The organism is Kocuria sp. HSID17590 (assembly GCF_003989485.1).
Classification (GTDB): Bacteria; Actinomycetota; Actinomycetes; order Actinomycetales; family Micrococcaceae; genus Kocuria; species Kocuria salsicia.
In genome coordinates this window covers 15,886-33,489 of the sequence record NZ_RBMB01000012.1, presented here as the reverse complement: position 1 = coordinate 33,489, position 17,604 = coordinate 15,886, and the positions used below count along the sequence as shown (strand labels likewise).

Here is a 17,604-nt window from a genome sequence, read left to right as displayed (position 1 = left end):
GCTACGGCCTCAGTTCCATCACGGTTCGTCCCACGCGGAACTGCATGCCGGGGTCCACGGCGGCGGCGCGGGAGAGCTTCTGGTCGCGCAGGAAGGTGCCGTTGGTGGAGCCCAGGTCCTCCAGGAACCAGCGGGAGCCCTGCGGGAACAGCCGGGCGTGGCGCCCGGAGGCGTAGTCGTCCTCCAGGGGCACGGTGGCCTCGGGCGAGCGGCCCAGCATCACCGGGGCGGAGCCGAGCTGGTAGCTGCTGCCGGCCAGCGGGCCCTCGACGACGACGAGCTGCTGGGGCCGGTGGCGCGTGCCGCCGGTGGTGGGTGCGGGGGTGCGGGGCTCCGGCGCGGGCTCGGGCGCCCTGCGCTCCTGCCGCGGGGGCTCGGCGGCGCGGGCGCTGCCGGCACGGGCGGCGGCGCGCGCACGGCCGTTGACGGTCAGGTCACGGGCCTGTGAGAACACCACGGCCGCGATGAAGACCCACAGCAGCGCGAGGAAGCCGTAGCGCAGCAGGGTCACGGTCAGTTCGGACACGTCAGCGCCCCTCCTTCGGCACCAGCAGCCGGAAGACCAGCCTGGTGCGTCCCATGGTGATCACGGAACCGTCCACGAGCTGGGCCCGTCCCTGGATCTTCTGGCCGTCCACGTAGGAGCCATTGGTGGATCCGAGGTCCACAGCCAGGAAGTTGCTCCCCTGGCGGCGGATCTCGAGGTGTTTGCGGGAGACCCCGGTGTCCTCCACGGTGATGTCCGCCTGCGAGGAGCGGCCCACGCTCACGCTGTCCGCGTTGAGGGAGAACCGTTCGGAGCCCACCTCGATCACCGGCACCTGCCGCAGGGCGGGCGCCGGGGCCTCGTGGTCGGCGGGCCCGGCAGAGGCGTACCCGGAGGCGGAGGTCGTGGTGCGGCCGTCCCGCGTGGTGCGGGCCGGCGCGTGCGGTGCGGGTGCCGGAGGCTGGGGTGCGCGCGCGGAGGTCCCGGCGTTGGCTGGGGCCTGGGGCGTGCTCGTGCGCTCGAACGAGGGGACGACGTCGAAGTTCCCCGCCTCGAGCTCCGAGTTGCGGGTGAAGCTCACGCGCACCGCGCCCTGCAGCGTGTAGGCCTGGGAGCGGGCGTGGCGGATGACGACGTCGCACAGCTCCTCCGCGAGCTGCACGCCCCACTCCTGGGCTCGGGGGAAGTCGTCGTCCGAGAACTCCACCGTGAACACGTTGGGGGCCATGGTGCGCCCGCCGCTCACCGTGAAGGACTCCTGGTCCAGCTCGCGGCGCAGCGCGCTCGCGATCTCCACGGCCTCGACCCGCTTGCGGGAGCCGGCGGTGAAGGCGGTGCGGACCGCTTTCTCGATCCCGTTCTCCAGTCCGGTCCAGAAACCCATCCCGCCTCCTTTCTCGGCCAGCCAGTGGCGGTGCGTTCAGTGCAACCGCAGGGGGGCGGTGTGGCACACGGTCGTCAGCAGTCCTCAGAATAGTAGCCGCAGAGACTGTGCGAGCGGTGACAGGTCCGTGGTCCGCGGCGGTGACGGCCCGCGCGCGGTGCGATCGGGAGCCGCCACGCCGGGCGCGGCGTCGTCGCCCCCTCCCCGCTCACGGCAGGCTGGCGGCGAGCTCCACGGCCTCCTTGATCGCGCGCTTGGCGTCCAGCTCGGAGGCCACGTGGGCGCCGCCGATCACGTGGACCGGGCGCGCGCCCGTCAGCTGCTCCGCGAGCTCGGCGCGGGACTCCTGCCCCGCGCACAGCACCACGGTGTCCGCCGGCACGAGCAGCTCGACCTTCCCCGGGGCCTGCGCCACCGCGGTGCCCGCGCCTGGACCCCCGGCGCCAGGGCGTCCTGCGCCGAGGTCCCCCGCACGGGCCTGGCGGTCCGGTGCGGGTCCGGCGCCGCCACCGGCCGCGTTGTCCTCCAGCGTGGCGGTGTCCGGGACCAGCACGTGCACGCCGTCCTCGTCGATGCGCTGGTACTCCACGCCGGTCACGAAGTCCACGCCCGCCATGCGCAGCTCCGCGCGGTGGATCCACCCCGTGGTGGTGCCCAGGCGGGCCCCCGGCTTGCCCTCGCTGCGCTGCAGCACCGTGACGCGGCGCAGCGGCGCGGTCGGCTCCGGGTGCAGCAGCCCGCCGCGGGCCTCGAGCGTGCGGTCCACGCCCCACTCGCGGTAGAAGTCCGCGTCCGGGTCGTGCGTGAGAAAGTGGGCGACGTCGAAGCCGATCCCGCCGCCGCCGATGACCGCCACGCGCTCGCCCACGGGCGCGCCCTCCAGGACGTCCTTGTAGCCGAGCACCGTGGGGCCGTCCTCCCCGGAGATCCCGGGGATGCGCGGCGTGACGCCCGTGGCCAGCACCACGCGGTCCGCGTCCGCGAGGTCCCGCGGGGTGGCGGAGTGACCGGTGCGGACGGTGACGCCCAGCTCGGCCAGGCGGGTGCCGAAATAGCGGATGGTGTGGCCGTAGTCCGCCTTGCCGGGGATCCGGCGGGCGAGCTGGAACTGGCCTCCGATCTCGGGCTGCTCCTCGAACAGGGTGACGCGGTGCCCGCGGGCGGCCGCGGCCTCCGCGAACGCCATCCCCGCGGGGCCCGCGCCCACCACGGCGATCCGCTCCGCGGTGCGCGTGGGACCGAGCACGAGCTCGCCCTCCCGCATAGCCCGCGGGTTGACCAGGCAGGACATCCGCTTGCCGGAGAAGGTGTGGTCCAGGCAGGCCTGGTTGCACGCGATGCACGTGTTGATCTCCGCGGGGCGCTCCGCGCGGGCCTTGGCCACGAACGCGGGGTCCGCGAGGAACGGGCGGGCCATGCACACGAGGTCCGCGTCCCCGCGCGCAATCACGTCCTCGCCGATCTCCGGGGTGTTCATGCGGTTGACGGCCGCGATGGGCACGGAGAGGTTCTCGCGCAGGGCGCGGCTGACCCACGTGAACGCGGCGGGCGGGACGTTCGTGGCGATGGTGGGGATGCGCGCCTCGTGCCAGCCGATCCCCGTGTTGATGATCGAGGCGCCAGCCTCCTCCACCTCGCGGCCCAGCGCGAGGACCTGCTCGAACTCCTGCGCGTCCGGGACCAGGTCCAGGGCGGAGAGCCGGTACATCACCAGGAAGTCCGGACCCGTGGCCTCGCGCACGCGGCGCACGACCTCCACTGCGAAGCGTCGTCTGGCGGCGTCCGAGCCCCCGTAGCGGTCCGTGCGCTGGTTGGTGTGGGCCACCAGGAACTCGTTGATCAGGTACCCCTCCGAGCCCATGATCTCCACGCCGTCGTAGCCGGCCTGCTGGGCAAGGGCTGCGGCGCGGGCGAAGTCCTCGACGGTGCGCTCGACCTCCTCGGTGCTCAGCTCCCGCGGGGTCACCTTGTTGATCGGTGCGCGCAGGGGCGACGGCGCCACGGCGTCCGCGTGCATGGCGTACCTGCCGCTGTGCATCAGCTGCAGGGCGATCAGCCCGCCCTCCGCGTGGACGGCGTCCGTGACCGTGCGGTGCGGGGGCAGCTGGTCCTCGCGGCTCAGGTGGGCACCGTCCTGGCGGGCCGCCCCCTCCTCGTTGGGGGAGATGCCGCCGGTGACGATCAGCCCGGCGCCGCCGCGCACGCGCTCCACGTAGAAGCGCGCGAGCTCGTGCTCACCGCCCGGCGCCTCCTCGAGGCCCGTGTGCATGGAGCCCATGATCACGCGGTGCGGCAGGGTCAGCGAGCCCACGCGCAGGGGCGCCAGCAGGTGGGGGTAGGACGTCATCCGATACTCCAAGTCTCAGGTATTTCCTCCACCCTAGAGCTCGTGAGCTGGATCACCAATCCGACGGGTGGCAGGGGTGCGGGTGAGAGCGAGGCGCCGAGCCACCCCTGGTGGAGAACGGGCAGCGGTGTTATTATGAATACATCAAAATAAGGGGTGAGGGGCGCGCCGCTCCGGCCGCGCCCGGCCCCGACGAGGAGGTTGTCATGGCCAAGAAGTCCAGCAAGAACGCCACCTACACGGTCCCCGGTCTCACCACCGAGCAGGGCCACGCGGTGGCCGATGTCCTGCAGCAGCGCCTGAACGCGCTCAACGATCTGCAGCTCACCCTCAAGCACGCCCACTGGAACGTGGTGGGTCCCAACTTCATCTCGGTGCACGAGATGCTCGACCCCCAGATCGACGAGGTCCGCGGCTACGTGGACGAGGTGGCCGAGCGCATGGCCACCATGGGCGTCTCGCCCAACGGTCTGCCCGGCACCATCGTGGCCGAGCGCACGTGGGACGACTACACCGTCATGCGTGCCTCCGGGGTGGAGCACCTCGCGGCCCTCGACCTCGTCTACGACGGCGTGATCCAGGACCACCGTGCCGCCCTGGCGGAGGTGGGGGACGTGGATCCCATCACCGAGGACATGCTGATCGCCCAGGTGCGCGGTCTCGAGCTGTTCCAGTGGTTCATGCGCTCGCACATCGAGAACGACTCCGGTGTGCTGGAGAACAGCTCCGCGCGCACGGAGAAGGCCGCCGCCAAGGCCGCGAAGAAGGCCGCGGCCGGCAGGTCGGGCAAGTCCGCCAAGAAGAACTGACCCCGCCTCACCCGGGCAGAGGCCCCGGGCGCCCCGCACACCGTGCGGTGGTGCCCGGGGCTTCTCACTGCTCGGGCTGCTGAACTGTCCGGACTTCTGCGCCGCCCCGGGTTTCCGCGCTGCCGGACGACGACGGCGCGGCACCCAGGTGGGCCCGCGCCGTCGCCGTCGTCGCCCCGCGCCGTCGTCGCCCGGGTCGTCAGGAGACGTCAGTAGGCGAGTCCGAAGACCCACACGGCCAGGGTCATGGTCGTGATCGTGATCAGGACGAGCGCCGCGAGGTTGAGCCACACGCCGCCGCGGATCATCTGGCCCACGGTCACGTACCCGGAGCCGAACGCGATGGCGTTCGGCGGGGTGGCCACCGGGAGCATGAACGCGCACGTGGCCGCGAGCGCCACGGGGATCGCCAGGAACATCGGGTCCACGCCGATGCCCATGGCCACGCCGCCGGCGACGGGCAGGAACGTCGCCGCGGTGGCCGTGTTGGAGGTCAGCTCGGTGAGCAGCAGGATGCCGCCGGCCATCAGGAGCACCAGCAGCACGGTGGGCAGTCCGCCGAGGCCCGCGGCGCGCTCCCCGATCCACTCGGTGAGTCCCGAGGACGAGAACTGCGCGGACAGGGCCAGCCCGCCGCCGAAGAGCAGCAGCACGCCCCACGGCAGCTTCACTGCGGAGTCCCAGTCCAGCAGGCGCACGCCGCGCGCGGCACCGGCGGGGCACAGGAACAGCAGCAGGCCCGCGGCCACGGCGATCCCCGCGTCCGAGATCAGCGGGTCGTCGAAGAGCACCGGCACGAAGATCCAGGCCAGCGCCGCGAGCACGAAGAGCACGAGCACTCGCTTCTCGCCGGAGGACATGGGCCCGAGCTTGTGCAGCTCCTCCTGGATCAGTTCCTTGCCACCGGGGATCTCACTGATCTCCGGCTTGAACAGCACCTTGGTCAGCAGGAACCAGCACACGGCAAGCAGCACCACGGCCAGGGGCACCCCCACGAGCATCCACTGGCCGAAGCCGATCGTGATGCCGTGCGCGTCCGAGAGGTAGCCGGCCATCAGGGTATTCGGCGGGGTGCCGATGATCGTTCCCAGTGAGCCGATCGACGCGGCGTACGCGATGCCGAGCATCAGCGCCGTGCCGAAGTTGGACTTGATGATCTCGTCCTTGACCTCGGCCGACTCGGGGTCCGCGTCCGCCACGGCGGTCGCGGGGGCGTCGTCGGCGCTGCCCACGGCGCCGTCACCGGAACCCGCCGTGGCGCCGGACGTGGGACCGGGGGTGGAACCCTCGACGGAACCGCCCGCGGGGCTGCCCGCCGCGGCGTCGTGCGCGGTGGCCTCCGCCCCGATCTTCGTCACGAGCAGCAGGACGGACACGCCGATGGGAAGCATCATGACGGCGGTGGCGGTGTTCGAGACCCACATGGACAGGAAGCCCGTGGCCACCATGAACCCCGCGACCATCTGGGTGGGCCGGGTGCCCATGACCTTGACCGTGAGCAGGGCGATGCGCCGGTGCAGGTTCCACCGCTGCATGGCGAGGGCCAGCAGGAACCCTCCCATGAACAGGAAGATGATGTTGTTGCCGTAGGAGGCGCCCACCTTGTCGAAGGTGACGTCCGTGCCCAGGGTGGGGAAGACCACGAGGGGCAGCAGCGCGGTGGCTGGCAGCGGAAGGGCCTCGGTCATCCACCACACGCCCATCAGCACGGCGGTGGCGGCGGTGAGCTTCGCGGCGTGGGGGACGTCCCCCGGCATGAGCGCGTAGATCAGGATCCCGAGGACCAGCCCGCCCAGGAAGCCCGCCAGACGCACGTGGCGCGTGTGGGCCTTCTCCTCGGGGGCGCGCTCACCGGGTGAGCGGAACTCGATCTCCTCGCCGCGGTGGGGATCGGGATCGAGGCTTCTGAGGTGTGCTCCGGGTACGGCGGGGTGGCTCATGGTGCGTCTCCACATCGTTGTGGGGGCAGGGTGATGCCTCCAGCGTAGGGGAGGGGTGGCGTGGACCCGGGGGCGGCAGGCCGGGGCAGCGGTATGTGACGGCCCCGCCGGAGACCGGGAAGGCCGACGGCCCACTCCGTGGGGAGCGGGCCGTCGGTGCGGGGCGGTCGAGCGCCCCGAGCTGTCGTGGGTGGGCGTCAGGAGACGGTGGCCACCCGGATGGTCTCGGGCAGGGCCTTGATGGCCGCCACGACCTCGTCCGTGGCGCCGTTGGCGCAGTCCGTGACCATGTAGCCCATCTGGCCCTTGGTCACGAGCTGCTGGCGGTCCACGTTGATCCCGTGCTCACCCAGCGTGGAGTTCACGCGGGCCAGCACGCCGGGGACGTTGCTGTGGATGTGCAGCAGGCGGGTGCCGTGGATGAACGGGTCCAGCTGCACCTCCGGGAAGTTCACGGACAGGCTCGTGGTGCCGTAGCGGCAGTAGTCGATGAGCTTCCCGGAGACGAACTCGCCGATGTTCTCCTGCGCCTCCGCCGTGGAACCGCCCACGTGCGGGGTGAGGATCACGTTGGGCAGCCCCTGCAGCGGAGACTCGAAGGGCTCGCCCGCGGCCTTCGGCTCGGAGGGGTAGACGTCCAGGCCGGCGCCGGCCAGGTGCCCGGAGACCAGGGCCTCGTGCAGGGCCGCGATGTCCACCACGTGGCCGCGGGAGAGGTTCAGGAAGATGGAACGGGGACGCATCTGGCGGAACTGCTCGCGGCCGAACATGTTGGTGTTGCTCTCGCGGCCGTCCACGTGCAGGGTCACGGTCTCCACGGTGCCCAGCAGCTGCTCAAGCGAGTCGCACTTGGTGGCGTTGCCCATGGCCAGGCGGTCCACGACGTCGTAGTAGTAGACGTCCATGCCGAAGGCCTCGGCCACCACGGAGAGCTGCTTGCCGATGTTGCCGTAGCCCACGATGCCCAGGGTGCGGCCGCGGACCTCGTGGGAGCCCTTGGCGGACTTGTCCCACACGCCCTGGTGCATGGCCGCGTTCTTGTCCGTGAGGTGGCGGGCCAGGGCGATGATCTCGCCGAGCGCGAGCTCGACCACGGAGCGGGTGTTGGAGAACGGTGCGTTGAAGACCGCGGTGGCGGTGTCCGTGGCCGCGGTGAGGTCGATCTGGTTGGTCCCGATGCAGAACGCCCCCACCGCCTGCAGCTGCGGGTGGGCCTCCAGGACCTCGCGCGTCACCTGCGTCTTGGAACGGATGCCCAGCAGGTCCACGCCGTCCAGTGCGGTGAGCAGCTCCTGGGGATCCAGGGCGCCCTTGCGGGTCTCGACCTCGAAGCCGCGGCTTCGCAGCGCGTCCACGGCGTCGGAATGAATGTTCTCAAGGAGTAAGGCCTTCACCCGTCCATCCTAAGGGGTGGGTCTGCGGCGTTTCCTCCCGCGTCGGCCATGCCAGGTATCCGGGCACACCGTTCGGAACCGCCCCGGGACAGGGGGGGGAGGGGGTGTTGTCCCCGGGGCGGTTTCGAACGGCCCAAGGCCCCCACCGCGGGTGGGGTACTTGGAGCCGGGCGGTGGAGCGTCCCCCCGCCCATGCATGACGAGCAGGCTCACAGGGTGAACCCGTCAGCCCGCGATCCCGAAGGCCGTGAGGAAGTCCAGCTCGATGCCGGCCACGCTGCCCAGGGACTGGGTGGCGGAAGTGGCGATATCCACGGTGTACGTCCTTGTCTCGTTGCTCTTGCAGTGCGCGTGAGCGAGCAGCGATCGTGACTGAGTAGTGATCGTGACTGTGCAGTGCCGGGCCGGTCCGTGCGGAATCTGTGTGCTCCGTCCGTTCTCGAACCCGGCAGCAACCACCGTACGGAGAGTACACACCCCGCGGATACTGTCCATCGGCCAGACTTCCGATGGCCGATGGACAGCTCGGACTGGCCGTTCGGCCACTCCCGTGTCCCCTGCTCGGGGGACGGTACCTACGGCTTGTAGGGGCCCGCGCGTCGCGCTGCGGGGCCCCGCGTGGACCGTGCACCGAAACGCACCGTGGGAACCGAGAATCATCTTGGGGTCCGCGGTACGTGATCCTGCGCGGCGCTCAGTCCTGGTAGGCCTCGAGCAGCCGCTCGAGCACGGCGTCCATGCCGTACTCCCGCGCGATCGTCTCCCGTGCGGCCTCTCCCCGGCGTCGCCGCAGCTGCGGATCCGCCAGCAGCTCGGCGAGGGCCGCCTCCAGATGCTGCTGGGAGTCGTCAACGACAGTCCCAGACCCCGTTCGGCGGACGGTTTCCGCCAGACCGCACGTGTCTGTGACGACCACCGGCAGGCCGGTGGACATGGCCTCGAGGACGGACATGGGGTACGGCTCGTTGACGGAGGGCAGCACGTAGAGGTCCGAGTCATTCATCCAGCGGGCGGCACCGGCGGAGTCCACTGCGCCGGCCCACGTGAGGCGCTCGCCCAGACCGGAGTCCTCGATCGCGTGGCGCACGGCGTCTCCCTGGCCCTCATCGGGGCCCACGAGGGTGAACACGGCCCGCGGGAAACGCTCCGCCAGCGCACGCGCGGCGGCCACGAACGCGAGCGGGCGCTTGCGCTCCTGGAGGCGGGCGAGGAACAGCACCCGGCACACGTCGTCGTCCCCGGGAGCCCGCGGCGTGGGGTTCACGGGCATGCCGTTGTGCAGCTCCATGAGGTTCACGGGCCCACGTGCCACCTCTGCGACGTCCTGCTCCTCCTGCGGCGTGAGGTAGAAGACGCGGTGGGCGTCGCGCAGCACGCGCCGGGTGAGGGCGGCGTCCAGCGGGCCCGCGAGGGGGTGGTCCGAGGGGTCGATCATCCCGTGGGTCTGCAGCACCACGCGGGTCCCGGAGAGCTCCGCGAGCCACGCGGACGGCAGGGTCAGCAGGTCCCGGGCGGTGTGCACGTGCACCACGTCCGCGCTCGCGGCCACCCGGCGCACCCAGGTGAGCATCGCGGGTGAGGTCAGGCCCGCGAAACCGGCCCCCGGCAGCACGTAGGACGGGCGGAAGAGACGGGTGTGCACGCCGCCGCGCTCGGTCGGCAGCGGCGTGCCGAGGCCGGATCCGGTGGCGGCGAGGACGACGTCGTGGCCTGCCTCGGCGAGCGCGCGGCACTGGTTGAAGGCGACGGTCGTGGGGCCGCCGTAGGCGTTTGTCCCGGAGACGAGCGCGACGATCTGCAGGATGCGCATGCCGCTCACGCCCTCGCCGAGACCGGGGCGAGGACGCGCTCACCCGCGGGGACGTCACGCGTGACGAGTGCAGTGGCACCGACCACGGCTCCCTCGCCCACGTTCACGCCGCGCAGCACCGTGGCGCGCAGGGCGATCCAGGCGCCGTCGGCCACGGTGATGGGGGCGTTGTCGAACTCGAAGGCGGGGTCGTCAGCGCGGTGGCTTCCGGTGCAGAGCATGGCGCCCTGCGAGATGCACACGTCCGAGCCGATCGTGATGGGCTCCAGGTTCAGCAGCCAGGCACCCACTCCGATCCACGTGTTCTCACCCACGCTCAGCTTCCAGGGCCAGTGGATGCGCACGTCGTGGCGGATCAGCGTGCCGTCGCCGATCTGCGCCCCGAACGCGCGCAGGATGCGGGTGCGCACGCTCGGCGGGCACAGCACCGAGCGCTGCAGCGGCTCCGCCACGAGCGCCCATGCGGCGCACTGCAGCGTTCCCCTGCCCTTGTCGTAGCCTCGGCCGGTGAATGTGGCCAGGCGGCGTGTGGTGGTTCCCATGCTTCTCCCCTTCGTGGATGGCTGTGTGCTCGTGCTGCTCGCGGTGGTGAGCACGGCGGTGGATCAGGTGTCGTGTGCGGTGGTGAGGTTCCGGGTGGGGCGACGACGCCGCGTCACCCTCCGGTGCCGGATCCGGAGGTCGTGCTGTGGTGGACCGGTGCGGAGTACGCGATCTCCCCGGAGTCCGTGACCAGGCGGGCCACCGTGAAGCCCTGTGGCACGGTGGCGACCTCCTGGCCCCCGACGAGGGAGGCCGGCGGCGCGCGGTAGGACAGCTCCCGGGCGTCGAGTGCGAGCCCCGCCGGCCACGTGTTGTGCAGGAACTCCACGGAGCGCACCGTGCGTTCGGCGAGGACCCGCAGGTTGGCTGGCGACGCGGCGTCGTCGTCTTCGCCCTCGATCCTCGCCCACCGCGAGAAGTCGACGGAGGACGCGGACGAGAGCGAGTAGTAGCGCCGCCGTGGCGGGTCCGGGATCGCGGGGTCCCCTGCGGCGAAGACGACGACGGGCGCGCCGCGGGTGCTGCTGAGCAGCTCGCCGGAGGCGTCCCGCAGCTCCACCACGGCGACGACGTGACCGCCGCCCGAGACCCGGACGGTGCGTTCCAGCACGGCCGCGCCGACCTCGCCCGCAGCAACCGTGACCTCCTGCGAGGTGGCCAGGGTTGTGCCGTCCGCGTCCGTGACCCGCACGGTGACCCGGGCGTCCTGTGGCTCGTGGTTGATCGCGAGCCCCTCCACGAGCAGCTCCTGACCCGCCACGAGGTGCTGCGGGCTCGTCACGTACGCCGTGAGGTTCTTGTCCTCCGGCTCACGCCCGCGGAACGCCGCGGCGTGGTGGGCCAGCAGGTCCGCCCGGGTGGTGCCCCAGTCCGTGGTGGGCTGGACGCTCGTGTGCTCCACGGCGTCGTTCCAGGTTACGGCCGTCAGCCAGGCCGCGCCGGCGCTCCGGGCCCGCTCCAGCTGGGTGCGCCACAGCTGCGTGCCGCGCGCGTCCACGTAGCCGCCGTGGCTCGTCTCGCGGTCGTAGCCGGGCAGAGTGCCGCCCGCGAAGACCGTGCCGTGCGCCGCCGCCCACGCCGCGAAGTCCCCGAGGACCTGCGACTCCCGGTCCTCGAACAGCCAGACCGCCTCGAACGTGTCCGCGTAGGGGTCGAGCAGGGAGGTGTCCAGGGAGTCCCCGTGCTGGCTCGCCGCGGTGGCCAGCTCCGCCACGAGGTGCAGCCGGGTGCCGCTCTCCTCCACGGCCTCGCGGCACGACGCCCAGTCCTCGGGGGACAGCGAGCGCGCGTTGTAGATCCACACCACCAGGGCGTCCTCCACCCGCGCGGCGGAGGACCTGCCGTCGGCCGCCTCGGCGTACTGCCGGATCATCTCGACGGCGCCGTCCCGCGAGGACACGAGCAGGCACGGTGCCACGGCGAAACCCTCCGCGCCGTCCTGCCACGTGGGATCCGCGGCATCCATCCAGTCGATGACGAAGTCCGAGCCCCTGTTCTCCCCCTCCAGCAGGAGGATCTGCATGCCCGTGAGACCGGCCGCCCGGCCCTGTTCCAGCTGGCCGGAGACAAGGCTCGCGTAGTCCGTGCCCGCTGGTGCGAGGGACAGGGGGCGCTCGCTGCCGTAGTGGATGTCCTCGCTCTCGGCCAGCGGCAGCCCCTGCGGCACCATGTGGGCCCAGACCTGCTGCTGGGCTGCGGCGGAGGAGGGGCCCCGTGTGGCACCCGGCCGTCCGGAGGCGGAGCAGGCCACGGTGGTGCCCACCAGTGCGGTGCCCGCCAGGGCGAGGAAGGTGCGGCGGGTGGCGCCGCGCTGTCGGGTCACCTCCGGGCCGCGCGGGTCTGCCCCGGGCAGATCACCACCGCGTGGCGTCGAGCCGCGAGGTGCGCTCCCACGCCGCGGCATTCCGTCACGCGGCGTGGACATCGCGAACTCCACGGGGCGCGGCGGGCCCCGCCCACGGCACGGGGCGCAGGGAGCGGCTGCGGAGGAAGGACTCCGTCCACGGCCGCACCACGCGCTCGAACAGCGTCAGCACGATCATCATGGACACGATCCGGCTCACGGCCCGGGTGTTGTACTGGGTGACCATCACCACCGTGAGCATGGACATGCCCAGGACGGCCGCCAGGAAGAGGGCCATGGTGGGGTGCGGGTTGCTCCCCACGCTGCGCAGGCACGCCCGCACGACGACGCCCCACACCAGCAGGAACAGCATCAGGGCAAAGCCGCCGAAGCTCGCCCACTCGCCGAGCGCGGAGTACGGGATGAAGTCGTGGACGCGCATGGTGGGCATGATCTCGTCCCAGCCCACCAGCGATCCCGGCCCCGGGTTCACCGAGATGAGCATGTCCGACGCCGTGATCGACTGCTCACGGCTCGTGAACACGAGCAGGGGCACGCTGAAGCCGAAGCTGCTCGTGGTGGTCAGCAGGGAGTCCGTGAAGAAGGACGGGTTCTCCACGAGGTGCACCATGGCACGCGCGTAGGGGATCAGTCCGTGGTCCGTGAGCGCCCGGCAGTGCAGCGGGATGGGCAGCAGCACCACGGTGACGACGGTGGTCAGCAGCCACGTGGGCCAGGCCACCCGGCCGCCCGCGAGGAACTTCCCCACCATGTAGAGCACCAGCACGCCGGCGAACACGCGGGTGGCGCACGCGAAGAGCAGCACGAGCCACAGGCCCAGGGCGATCCGGCCCAGGTTCGGGTGCCGCACGGAGAGGAACCCTGCCGCGAGCACCGCCATCGGCTGGGCCACGCTCGCGGCGGAGACGAACGCGGAGGGTGCCGTGAACATCAGGTACTGGGGAGCGTGCAGCAGGTACGGCCCCTTGGCGAGCACCAGCGCGGCCATGGTCCCGAACGTCACGACCAGCCACAGGCCGGAGAGGGACTGCACCTGGCGACCCACGGTGCCCAGCAGGGACGGCCACGAGGCGACCCGGCCGGGCAGTGGCACGATCAGTGCCAGCGCGAGTCCCAGCAGCGCCCACAGGACCAGCCGCATGGCGTCCGCGTGGTCGTACGCGCCCCACACGGGTGTGAAGGGGCTGGGCGAGGCCACGACGGCGTGACCCAGGTAGTACTCGGTGGAGGCCCAGCTGATCAGCAGGAAGACGACCAGCGTGAGGACCGGGACCCGGTCCATCGTGAGGGCGTCGCGCCACTTCACGAGGACGCGGGTTCGGTCCGCGCGGCGGCCGAGGAGCCCGCGGCACGGGCGCGTTTGGCTCGCCGCGTGCTCAGGGCCTGGGCTGCGGCGAGACCGACGATCGCGCCCACCACACCGCCCACGGTCGCCCAGCGGCTGACCTGCGGCGTGCTGCTCGACGTCGCTGAGGCACCGTCCTGGACGATGGTCACGTCCACCTGCGAGGTGCCGTCGGCGCGGGGAGAGTACTCGCGGATGGCCTTCTGCAGCCCGGCGGCGAGGTCGTCTGCGACGGCCGCGCTGCGCTCGCGGTCGGTGTCCGTGTAGGCGAGCTTGATCAGCGTGGAGCCGGTGGGGACCTCGACCGCGAGGTGCTGCGAGATCTCGTCCGTGGAGCGGCCGTGGTCCGCCGCCTCCTGCAGGACGGTGGTGGTCGTCGCCAGGTTGTTGTAGGTGGGCATGTTGCTCAGCACGTACTGCGAGACGGAGTCCGTCTGCGCGTTCGGCAGGTCCTTGTCCGGGGCCACCATGACGGTGGCGGTGGACGTGTAGGTCTCCGGCCGCAGCGCGGCCGCGGCGCCCGCAACCACTGCCCCCAGCACCGCGGTGCCCAGGACGACGGCCAGGAATGCCACGACGGCGTTCTTCGTTCGTGCGCTCATGTGATTCCCCCGATAGTTCTTTCGCGTTCCCGTCAGCCCGACGGAAATCCCCATTCCCGGTCGTTCCCCGAATGGGGGACAAATTTTCATCACATTCCCCAGCTCGGGGGACAAATCGCTCGTCCCGCGAACTCCGCTGCGCGGTGGCGGCCCCTGGAGCTGCGGACCGGAGTGCGCCTCGGGCGCCGTGCACCGGCCGTGCCACCGCGTGTGACCCGGGGACAGTTCGGTCCTCGTGACCCGTCTCTGCCCCCATCTCTGTTCATCGTAGCCCCAATTTCCCGCGAAGTTCACTTTGGCAAAGACCTTGTCCGCACATGTTCCTCGTCGCACCGGGGGCCGCGCAGTCCGTCCCAGGGGCGGGGGTCCGGCACGGCCTCCTGGGCGACGGCGCAGGTGGGAGGCCCCTCCTCTCGGTGTCGAAGTAGTTGTCGCACTCATGGGATTCCGGGCAGTGCACTTTCGACACCCCTCATTTTCCGGGCGAAACGCACGAGCCCACCCTGCCGGAGGTAAAATTCATCCCCCGATGTGGGTACAAAGGAATTCCGCGGAAACTGTCTGAGTGTTCATGGAGATGAATCCGCGCGATAGACTTCCCTCAGATTCATTTGGGGAGAGACGGATGGGCCGGTCCCGATCGCCGTGTGCGCTGGGCAGCGCGCAGGCTCGGGTCCACCGCGACACCGTCACCATGGGGGATGGAGGACACATGACGCTGCGCGACTACGCCGAGGTTCTGAAGAAGTGGTGGAAGACCATTGCCGCACTGGCGGTGGTGGGCCTCGTGGCGGGAGGGGTGCTCGCCGTGGCGCTGCCGGCCAAGTACGAGGCCAGCTCGCAGCTCTACGTCACCATTCCCACGAGTGACTCCGCGACCGAGCTGAACCAGGCGGCCACGTACCTCTCGCGGGAGCTGAAGTCCTACGCCACGGTGGCGACCACCCCGTACGTCCTGGACCCTGTCATCCGTGACAAGGGCCTGAACCGCTCGGTCTCGGACCTGCAGGACATGCTGGACGTCACCAACCCCACGGCCACGTCCGTGATCCAGGTGACCGCCACGGCGGAGACGCCGGAGGAGGCCCAGCAGGTGGCCAACGGCGTCGCCGACCAGCTGACCAAGGGCGTGAAGTCCCTGTCCCCCGAGGTGGCCAACCGTGAGGGCGCCGTGAAGGCCGAGCTCCTGAGCCGGGCCCAGCTGCCGGAGAAGCCGAGCGGGATTCCCGCCGCGGTGTACCCCGCCGCGGGCCTGGTGCTCGGTGCACTGCTCGGAGCGGTCCTGGCGTTCGTGCTGGAGAGTCTGGTCCGGCGCCCCCGCACCCTCACCGAGCTGCGCAGCGTCCCGGGGGCGGCTCTCACCGCGAGCGTCCCGCGCCTGAAACACCTCAGCGACGCGCTGAGCTTCGACCCCGCGGCCATCGAGCAGCCCGGCTCCGCGGCCCCGACCCCGCACGTGACCGCGCTGCGCTCGCGGCTGCAGCAGCGCCACGCGGAGGTGCTGCCCCAGGTGGAGGGCGGCGCGACGTTCGTGGTCACGGGAACCCGTTCCGGCGACGGCGCGAGCACGGTGGCCCTGGAGCTCGCCCGCAGCTTCGCGGGCCTCGGCAGCCGGGTGGTCCTCGTGGACGCACATCTCTCCGACCGCGGGATGACGGAGCTGCTCGCGCAGCAGGCGCACCCGGGGGTCTCCGACCTCCTGGAGCGGCGCGCGGCGGCCGAGCAGAGCGCAGTGCGCCTCGAGCCGGGGCTCACGTTCCTGCCGGCGGGCTCGCCCGCGTCGCGGCCCAGCGACCTCGTGTGCTCCGAGCCCATGGTGGCGCTGCTGCGAGAGCTGCACGGCGAGTTCGACGTCGTTATCCTGGACTGCTCGCCGCTCAGCGAGTCTGCGGACGCCGCCGTGCTCGGCGAGCTCGCGGACGAGGTCCTGCTCGTCACGGTTCCCGGGCGGGTCTCCACGGACCAGCTGCACAGCGCGGTGGCGGGGTTCCGCGAGGTGCCCGTGTCCCTCGTGGCCAACAAGGTGCGCTCGGGCCGCGGACACGCCGGACTGGTCTGAGCGCGGTGACCGCGGTGAATCCCGTTGCCGGCGCCATCCTGCTGCTCACCGCCTCCGCCGTGGTGGGTCTCCTGGCCCTGATCCACATCCGCACCCGTGGCCGGGTGGACGGACTCAACCTGCGCCTGTTCATGGTGCTCAACTTCCTGCTGGCCAATGTGGTCTCCGGCTTCGCCCACGTGCTGGGCTGGTCCAAGGACCGCGGCTTCTACGAGGTGCTCTCGGGCGATCCTGTGGGCTCCACCTCCGGGCTGACCACCGCCGCGTGGGCCACGTTCCTCGCCAGCTGCGCACTGTGGGCCGGTCTGGTCGTGCCGCGCCCCCGGCTGTTCCCGGCCCGTGACGACTCCCGGGAGGTCCCGCGCCGCCCGCTGGCACCGGAGAACCTGTACTCGTTCGCCGCCGCCCACCGGGTGAGCGTGGGTGGTCTCGCCCTCGTGCTGGCCGCTGCGGGAGGAGTGGGACTGATCCGGGTCATGGGTGCCACCACGGACCAGACCGGCGGCCGGATTATCTCGGTGGACGGCGGCAACGCCCGCTACGCGTTCCTGGCCGGATGGCTCCCGTGGGCCGTGACTCTCCTGGTGCTGGCGTTCGCAGCTCGCCGGCGTGCCACCGGGCAGGCCGTGTGGAACACGCTGCTGCTCGTGGGAGGGCTGGCCGCGCTGGCCGTCAGCGCCACGTGGAACGGTGGCCGCGCCGAGATCGCCTACGTCGCGTTCCCGCTGCTGGCGATCATGCTGCCGCGGATCAGCATCCTGCGGTGGCCCCTGATCGTGGCGGGCGCCGTGGCGATGGTCGTGTTCGTCGTGGCGACCACCTCCCAGCGGGTCGGTGCCACCACGGACCCCTGGTCCTTCATCGACTGGCAGTGGGGGCGGTTCTCGATGTCCGCATGGGCGTCGAACCACACCGCTCTGCACGGCTCGCTGCACGGGGAGACCATCTGGAGCGCGCTGATCAACGTGCCTCTCGCCCTGCTGCACCTGGGGGGCGTCTCCGTGGACAACCCCTTCCGCTCCATGGTCCAGGTCTCGGGCTACGACCTGCTCGGAGGGGAGGACCAGATCTACGTGGTCCCCGGCTTCAGCGCGGAGATGCTGCTGAACTTCGGCCTGGTGGGCGTGGTCGCGGGGTACTTCCTGCTGGGGATCTTCTCCGCGGTCATCTCGGACGCGTACAGCCGCAGCCGCAGCGAGACCAACCGGGTGCTGCTGGCCACGGTCGGCTCCACCCTGGTGTTCCAGGGCATCGTGGGGCAGCTGGAGTCGTTTGAGGTCTTCGTGACGTTGTCGATCCTGCCACTGTGGGCACTGTGGGTCGCCGAACGCCTCTTCGCGCGGCCCTACGACCTGGGACAGCCGCTGGAACCGGGGCCCGCGACGTCGTCGGCACCCGGGTTCCCGGGCGGCCAGGGCGGTCCGAACGGCACGAGCGGTGCGAGGGCGCTGGGCGGCGCGAGGGCACCCGCGCGGCTCTGAGCCGCCGCGGACAATCCGAGGGAGGGGCGCCGCACGCGCT

Annotated in this window: 13 protein-coding genes; 3 read left to right on the top strand and 10 right to left on the bottom strand. The window is 71.5% G+C overall.

The window, feature by feature from the left end; all coding sequences use genetic code 11:
• Window position 1: 1 nt before the first annotated feature.
• The 3 genes from D8M39_RS05885 to D8M39_RS05875 form a co-directional block, all read right to left on the bottom strand.
• On the bottom strand, window positions 2-526 hold the full coding sequence (locus D8M39_RS05885) for an FHA domain-containing protein (protein ID WP_126874619.1): 525 nt from the start codon (window positions 524-526) through the stop codon (window positions 2-4).
• A 1-nt stretch (window position 527) separates the two neighbouring features.
• Window positions 528-1,370 carry a DUF3662 and FHA domain-containing protein gene (locus D8M39_RS05880; RefSeq protein ID WP_094393415.1) on the bottom strand — a complete coding sequence of 281 codons (843 nt, stop codon included), beginning with the start codon at window positions 1,368-1,370 and terminating at the stop codon, window positions 528-530.
• 208 nt (window positions 1,371-1,578) lie between these two features.
• Window positions 1,579-3,717, bottom strand: coding sequence for an NADPH-dependent 2,4-dienoyl-CoA reductase (locus D8M39_RS05875; protein WP_055083829.1), 2,139 nt, complete (start codon window positions 3,715-3,717; stop codon window positions 1,579-1,581).
• A gap of 206 nt (window positions 3,718-3,923) precedes the next feature.
• Between D8M39_RS05875 and D8M39_RS05870 the strand changes: the two genes are divergently transcribed.
• Entirely contained in the window at window positions 3,924-4,526 is a 603-nt protein-coding gene (locus D8M39_RS05870; protein ID WP_094393416.1) for a Dps family protein, read from the top strand.
• A 209-nt stretch (window positions 4,527-4,735) separates the two neighbouring features.
• Here the strand turns inward: D8M39_RS05870 and D8M39_RS05865 are convergent, their stop codons facing one another.
• From D8M39_RS05865 to D8M39_RS12615, 7 genes are all read right to left on the bottom strand, one after another.
• Complete coding sequence (locus D8M39_RS05865) at window positions 4,736-6,466, bottom strand: DASS family sodium-coupled anion symporter (RefSeq protein WP_094393417.1); 1,731 nt, start codon at window positions 6,464-6,466, stop codon at window positions 4,736-4,738.
• A 197-nt stretch (window positions 6,467-6,663) separates the two neighbouring features.
• Complete coding sequence (gene serA / locus D8M39_RS05860) at window positions 6,664-7,860, bottom strand: phosphoglycerate dehydrogenase (protein WP_055086073.1); 1,197 nt, start codon at window positions 7,858-7,860, stop codon at window positions 6,664-6,666.
• Between the two features lie 694 nt (window positions 7,861-8,554).
• Window positions 8,555-9,670: a glycosyltransferase gene (locus tag D8M39_RS05855; protein WP_055086075.1), complete on the bottom strand. Its 1,116-nt coding sequence runs from the start codon at window positions 9,668-9,670 to the stop codon at window positions 8,555-8,557.
• A 5-nt stretch (window positions 9,671-9,675) separates the two neighbouring features.
• Complete coding sequence (locus D8M39_RS05850) at window positions 9,676-10,212, bottom strand: acetyltransferase (RefSeq protein WP_055086077.1); 537 nt, start codon at window positions 10,210-10,212, stop codon at window positions 9,676-9,678.
• A gap of 113 nt (window positions 10,213-10,325) precedes the next feature.
• Window positions 10,326-12,035: a hypothetical protein gene (locus D8M39_RS05845; protein ID WP_126874618.1), complete on the bottom strand. Its 1,710-nt coding sequence runs from the start codon at window positions 12,033-12,035 to the stop codon at window positions 10,326-10,328.
• An 85-nt stretch (window positions 12,036-12,120) separates the two neighbouring features.
• Window positions 12,121-13,383 carry a hypothetical protein gene (locus D8M39_RS05840; RefSeq protein ID WP_094393419.1) on the bottom strand — a complete coding sequence of 421 codons (1,263 nt, stop codon included), beginning with the start codon at window positions 13,381-13,383 and terminating at the stop codon, window positions 12,121-12,123.
• Window positions 13,380-14,024 carry a hypothetical protein gene (locus D8M39_RS12615; RefSeq protein ID WP_161971382.1) on the bottom strand — a complete coding sequence of 215 codons (645 nt, stop codon included), beginning with the start codon at window positions 14,022-14,024 and terminating at the stop codon, window positions 13,380-13,382. The genes D8M39_RS05840 and D8M39_RS12615 overlap by 4 nt, the downstream gene beginning before the upstream one ends.
• A 712-nt stretch (window positions 14,025-14,736) precedes the next feature.
• On the opposite strand from D8M39_RS12615, the gene D8M39_RS05830 reads away from it, so the two are divergent.
• Both D8M39_RS05830 and D8M39_RS05825 read left to right on the top strand, forming a co-directional pair.
• Window positions 14,737-16,083, top strand: a complete 1,347-nt coding sequence (locus D8M39_RS05830) for a polysaccharide biosynthesis tyrosine autokinase (RefSeq protein WP_161971381.1) — start codon at window positions 14,737-14,739, stop codon at window positions 16,081-16,083.
• Window positions 16,084-16,097: 14 nt separating this feature from the next.
• Entirely contained in the window at window positions 16,098-17,564 is a 1,467-nt protein-coding gene (locus tag D8M39_RS05825; protein WP_126874615.1) for a hypothetical protein, read from the top strand.
• Window positions 17,565-17,604: the final 40 nt, after the last annotated feature.